This window comes from uncultured Lamprocystis sp. (assembly GCF_903933125.1).
In the GTDB taxonomy this organism is placed as follows: domain Bacteria; phylum Pseudomonadota; class Gammaproteobacteria; order Chromatiales; family Chromatiaceae; genus Thiodictyon.
Genome location: NZ_CAIZIZ010000089.1, coordinates 1 through 3,665, shown reverse-complemented (window position 1 = coordinate 3,665; position 3,665 = coordinate 1). Strand labels below are relative to the sequence as shown.

Genomic DNA, 3,665 nt, shown 5'->3' with positions numbered 1-3,665 from the left:
GTTGGCCGCCCCTGATCGGTGACCATGGAAGAGGAGTTGTCCCTCAAGAGTCAACGACTCGACATCCTCATCATCGAACGGCGCGACGCCGCGGGTGCGACCGCCGATCCAGCCGGCGTGGATGGCCTCCCCGATGGCTTGGAGAATCTGGCTGCCCACAACCTGCTCAGCTACAAATCCGCGGCGGAGCCGTTCAACGCCTGGGCGCTGGAAGAACTCATCAGCCACTATGTGACCTACCGGAAGCTGGCCTCGTTGCGCGCCCGCAGCGGCGCGCGCGGGACTGATGAGCCGCTGGCCGAACCCGCGGGCGCCTACCCGCTGCTGCCGGCGCGCGACTTTCGCCGCTACGCCATCGCCACCCGCCAGCCGCGCCAACTGCTGCGCCAACTGCCGGCCGGCGCCTGTCGCGCGACCGCCTGCCCTGGGGTCTATGATCTGATGATCGGCGCACTGCCGGTGCGGCTCATCGTGCTGGACACCTTGGCGAAGCAGCCGCACAACGCCCCCTGGGAACTGTTTGCGCACGCCGGCGATCAAATCCAGTACGGCTTTACCCACTATCAACCGCGCAGCCGCATCGGCACCTTCTTGCGCGACCAACTGGCCGCCACCTGTGGCCTGGAGACCGCCATGGCGTACACCGTTGAAGAGTTCAAACGCGACGCGATGCGGGACCTTCTGGAAGATGTCCTGCGCAATCCCAAGTACCTGAAGACGTTCCTCGATCGCCTGGTGGAAGAGGATCGGCTGCGCGAACTCGCCCCCGAGAAGCGGCTGGAAGGTCTCGATCCTGAGTTCATCGAAGCCTGGCTGAAGCAACTGCGCCGTCACGACCATTGACTGCCGACGACCCCGCCAAGGTCATCGCAAGCCGTAGGGCGCAATCGCGCAGCATATTGCGCCAGCGATCGTGCGGCGCCCTCCCCGGCGGCGCAACAGCAATTCCACATTCGGGCGGCATCGCGCGACCCCTGGTGGATGCTGCGCGCGCGACCGCCGTGCCGGGTTCCTGACACCGAGCGGCGCGCCTTATCCACCCTCTCATAAGCTATTCAAGTGAAGAAAAAATTGGTCATTCAATAACTTCCTCCCGCGCGAAAACCCCGCGGAATCGGCTAAGCTCGGCTTAACACGAAACGCCGACGGTCTTCACGCGGACCAACGTCGCGGGACTGAACGGTGTGAGCGAACGGTCCGCCATGGGGTCAGCCGAACCTCTCGCATCGGATGTCCGTCGACCGGCTGTCGTAGCGCCGGGTGCGGCATCGAATCAGTTGCATTGGGCAGGTTGCCCATGGCCCGTTCCGGGCGTCGCCTCAGGACTACGGTCAGGTCTGCGAACGACCCGAGGGTGGATTGGAGGTCAACGCCGGGAACACACCGTTACGGCCCGTGGTCACTGTCTGCTCAGCCCATCGTCAGGGTCTCCTCCGGGTGGGCGGTCGCGCGCTCAGGCGCTGGCGACCGCGTGTTGATCGAACAACCGCGCGACCTGGAACGCCCGGCCGTGCGCCAGATGCCAGAGGGCCTTGGCGAGTCGGCGCATGAGTTCGACCACCTGTTTGCCCGCCATGGCCCCGGGACGCGTCGTCTTGGTCTGGAACCAGCGGGCGACGATCGGCTCGTTGGCGATCAGACGCAAGGCGGCGAAATACAGATAGTACCGGGCCACCGACGGGCCGCGTTTGGTGATCTTCAGGTGTCCCTTGTGCTTGCCGCTACTGCGCTCTTTGAGGTTGAGCCCGAACGCCTTGCAGTAGCTGGCGGGATCGGGATAGTCCTGCGGGTTGCCGAGGGCGGCGAGCAGGACGGCGCTGGTGACCGGTCCGACCACCGGCGCCATGGTTGTGAGCAACGGCGCGGCGGCGACGGCCCCCTCGACCAGTTGTTCGAGCCGCCGGACCTCCGCCGCTGTCTCCAGCAGGCGCTTGGCCTGCCAACGCAGCAGTTGGCGTTCTTCCAACACGCACGGGAGCCCCAGCGTGGTGCCGGCGCTGCGCAGCACGGCCTCGATCTTCTCCTCGGCCAGCCAGTGGCGGCCGGTCTTGTGCATCAGCGCCCGCGCGGGTCCCTCCAACCCGTGCACCTGGGCGGGGCCGCCGAAATCGGCAATCAGGTGGTGCAGGGTGGCGCTCTCCAACCCCAAGATCGCCAGCGCCTCCGGCCAGTGCCGTGCCAGCAGCGCCTCCAAGCGGTTGCTTTGCTGTTGGTAGAGCGTCTTGCATTGGTACAACATCTGCAACTGGGCGTTGAGTGCACGCCGCGCCGTGTCGTGTTCCGGCCAGGCTTGGGTGTGCCCCTGCCGATGCAACTCCGCAATGATGTCCGCGGCTTTGGCATCATGCAGACTGGGCACGCCGTCATACACTTCCGCCGCATCGTGCACGCGCTTGGCGCTCGCCCGGAAGATCTGCGCACCCAAGCACTGCAACTGCCAGCGCAAGGCATCACCGTAGGTGCCACTGGACTCCATCACCGCCTCGACCCGCGCGACCGCCGCCAGACCCTTGATCCCCGCCAGCAGCTCGCCGGTTTGCTCGGGATGGCGCCACTTCACCCGCCCCAAGTGCACGCCGTCACGCAGGTCCACACGGCCCACAAAGTCCTCCTTGGCCACGTCGACGGCCAACACGACCGTCCCGCCGCTGGCCTGGATGGCCCACGCCGCCCAGTCCACTTGCTTGACTTCAACCGTCCGATACCTACCCTTGCTCATGGGGATACCTCCGACTTTTCGGGTTACCACCGCACGTACAGTACGTCCAGTCCGTGCGCGCCGAGCACTGAGGGTCCCCGCTTCCTGGCCTGGACCACACCACACTGCGGCGCCGACGTGCCGCCTGCGGATCAGGACGAAGTCGCCTCCTTTTTCCTTAGTTATAACTGACTACAGCGGAGCCGGTTTCGTAGGGTGGATAAGCGCAGCGCATCCACCATCAGCCTCGCGGTCGGCACGTTATCGGCGGTGGCCACCCAAATTTGGAACTGCTGGCGGCGCAATACGGCAGTCGCCTATTGCGCCCTCCGTGCTGCGGTGCGTCTTGCGGCCTTGATCGTCGTTCCGGCCACTTGGGCGCGCCGGGTGCGTCGTCAGGCCATCCTGGCCTGACCCTGTCAGGGCTGGAAGCCCTGACTACGCATACCGCCGGCCGGGATGACGATCAAGGCCCGTCTTGCCGGACTGGCTGGTGCGCGAGTCGGACAACCCCGATGTGGCGGTCTTCGCGCCGGTGCTGATCGACGATGTTGACCTGCGTGCCCGTGCGCACGGCTTGGGCGATTCCCAGGAATAAACTTCCCAACTGCGTTTACCTGGAGGATTTTGAAGGTTCGGCCGGGACTGTAGGGGCGACTTCAGTCGCCCCTACCCGCTGGTGCATCTTTTCCCGGAAATCACCGTGTGGCGCACCGTGCAGGATGGGTCGCTCGCCCCGCAGGTGCGCGAGATTCTGGGGCAGGTGTTGGCGTTTCGGTTTTTCGAACGATTTCGCGGACTGACCGCGAAGGAGATCTGGGCGATGCTGAATTGAGTGACCCCGATTCAAGATGGCGCCCGCGCCACCCCGGAACATGAAAGTCCTCTCGACCGCTGTCGCGACGGCCGGCGTACGAGGCTGCGTCGTCAGGGCTTCCAGCCCCGACGCCGCCAGACCAGGATGGCC

4 protein-coding genes are annotated in these 3,665 nt (G+C 65.6%); 3 read left to right on the top strand and 1 reads right to left on the bottom strand.

Translation table 11 applies throughout. The features are described 5' to 3' along the window. The first annotated feature begins 24 nt into the window (after nt 1-24). Complete coding sequence (locus QZY03_RS03815; RefSeq protein ID WP_295578426.1) at nt 25-843, top strand: hypothetical protein; 819 nt, start codon at nt 25-27, stop codon at nt 841-843. Nucleotides 844-1,453: 610 nt separating this feature from the next. Here the strand turns inward: QZY03_RS03815 and QZY03_RS03810 are convergent. Then, on the bottom strand, nt 1,454-2,719 hold the full coding sequence (locus tag QZY03_RS03810; protein WP_295578425.1) for a transposase: 1,266 nt from the start codon (nt 2,717-2,719) through the stop codon (nt 1,454-1,456). 195 nt (nt 2,720-2,914) lie between these two features. Here QZY03_RS03810 and QZY03_RS03805 point away from each other — a divergent pair, with 195 nt between their 5' ends. After that, the gene (locus QZY03_RS03805) at nt 2,915-3,112 is read left to right on the top strand and encodes a hypothetical protein (RefSeq protein WP_295578424.1); all 198 of its coding nucleotides are present in this window, start codon (nt 2,915-2,917) and stop codon (nt 3,110-3,112) included. A 289-nt stretch (nt 3,113-3,401) separates the two neighbouring features. Beyond that, nucleotides 3,402-3,533 (top strand): hypothetical protein, encoded by a 132-nt coding sequence (locus QZY03_RS03800; protein ID WP_295578423.1) that lies wholly within the window; start codon nt 3,402-3,404, stop codon nt 3,531-3,533. Nucleotides 3,534-3,665 lie beyond the last annotated feature (132 nt).

Excerpts from the sequence above, each read along its gene's own strand:
- QZY03_RS03815 (WP_295578426.1), top strand. The coding sequence starts at position 25 with ATGGAAGAGGAGTTGTCCCTCAAGAGTCAACGACTCGACATCCTCATC.
- QZY03_RS03810 (WP_295578425.1), bottom strand. The coding sequence starts at position 2,719 with ATGAGCAAGGGTAGGTATCGGACGGTTGAAGTCAAGCAAGTGGACTGG.